The sequence below is a fragment of the Streptococcus sp. GMD6S genome (genome assembly GCF_000297015.1).
Genome location: NZ_AJRH01000132.1, coordinates 1 through 1,488, shown reverse-complemented (window position 1 = coordinate 1,488; position 1,488 = coordinate 1). Strand labels below are relative to the sequence as shown.

General features: G+C 44.2%; 2 protein-coding genes. Both read right to left on the bottom strand.

Going from position 1 to position 1,488, the window contains the following annotated elements; all coding sequences use genetic code 11:
* Positions 1 to 98: 98 nt before the first annotated feature.
* Positions 99 to 683, bottom strand: coding sequence for a nucleotidyltransferase family protein (locus GMD6S_RS09080; protein ID WP_001098879.1), 585 nt, complete (start codon positions 681 to 683; stop codon positions 99 to 101).
* A partial coding sequence (ruvB, locus tag GMD6S_RS09075; RefSeq protein ID WP_000463959.1) for a Holliday junction branch migration DNA helicase RuvB occupies positions 664 to 1,488 on the bottom strand: 825 nt, incomplete at its 5' end. The genes ruvB and GMD6S_RS09080, both read right to left, overlap by 20 nt.

The window sequence follows — 1,488 nt, the reverse complement described above, 5'->3', positions numbered from 1 at the left end:
TTGGGCGACTTAATTTTATAGGGAGATTATTATGAAAAAGTTTTAGGAGTTTAAGTTAAGTTACTCTTAACTTATGAACCTAGTATACCGTCCCTAACTTAAATTTTTCTTAAGTTTTTTGAAAAAGTGAGATTTTTCCATTTTTCTTGCCAATTTTTCTTGGACAAGCGTTCTTGATAGAGCTTCATTCGGTCCTCATTCTCTAAAAAATGAGGAGTTGGGGAAACCTGAAAGTTCAAAATATCCTCTATACCATAGGGGACAAAGAGCTCCAAAGTTGCGTCGGCATGCAAGCGGAGTCCTATCGCCGTACACTGTTCCGGATATTTACTCATGGCATCACAAGAACTCGTGTAAGGCACAGTGTGGGGACTGTGCAGATGCATATAGACCTGATTTTTCAACTCCCAATGATATTGAGGGAAATCTTCTCTCAGCTTTTTCTCTATGGATACTGTTTCCTCATAAGAAATATCTGGATCAAAGAAAATCACATCCACATCCGTCTCACGGTCAAAAGGCGATTTGTCTGACAAGAGATTCCAGATGAAATTTCGGACCGAACCTGCTGCCAACCACGAGTCTTTCAGATCAAGGTCACGAATGATGGTCAAAATGGTCATCATATCCGGATTTTCTCTGAAAGTATCTAGAATTTTTTGTTCATTTTTCACTGTATTCATACCCTAAATGCTCATATGCCTTAGCCGTTGCAACCCGCCCAGAACGAGTTCGCATGATGAAACCTTTCTGAATCAGGTAAGGTTCGTACATATCTTCGACTGTCTCACGCTCCTCGGCAATATTAACAGAAAGAGTTCCTAAACCGACAGGACCACCACCGTACATCTCAATCATGGTGCGAAGGATTTTTTGGTCTACATAGTCCAAACCTTCACGGTCTACATCCAGCATGGTCAAAGCCTTATCCGTAATCACATCATCAATCAAGCCATCCCCCATAATCTGGGCAAAGTCGCGCACGCGCTTGAGGAGACGATTGGCGATACGAGGAGTTCCTCGACTGCGTAAGGCCAACTCCGAAGCTGCCTCATGGGTGATTTCCATCTCAAAAATATCTGCCGTCCGCTCAACAATCTCTGTCAAGTCAGCGTGGGCATAGTATTCCATATGACCCGTAATCCCAAAACGTGCTCGTAGAGGATTAGAAAGCATCCCCGCACGTGTCGTCGCACCAATCAAGGTAAAAGGCGGCAAGTCCAAATGGACACTGCGACTGCCCTCTCCAGCCCCAATCATGATGTCAATGTAAAAGTCCTCCATGGCACTATAAAGTACCTCTTCCACCGACATGGGCAAGCGATGAATCTCGTCAATAAAGAGAACGTCTCCAGGCTCCAAATCATTCAAAATCGCTACCAGATCCCCTGCTTTTTCGATAACAGGACCAGACGTTTGCTTGAGATTGACTCCCAGTTCATTGGCAATAACAAAGGCCATGGTTGTTTTCCCGAGACCTGGAGGACC

Bases quoted from the DNA above. Each gene is read 5' to 3' on its own strand.
- GMD6S_RS09080 (WP_001098879.1), bottom strand. From the start codon at position 683: ATGAATACAGTGAAAAATGAACAAAAAATTCTAGATACTTTCAGAGAA.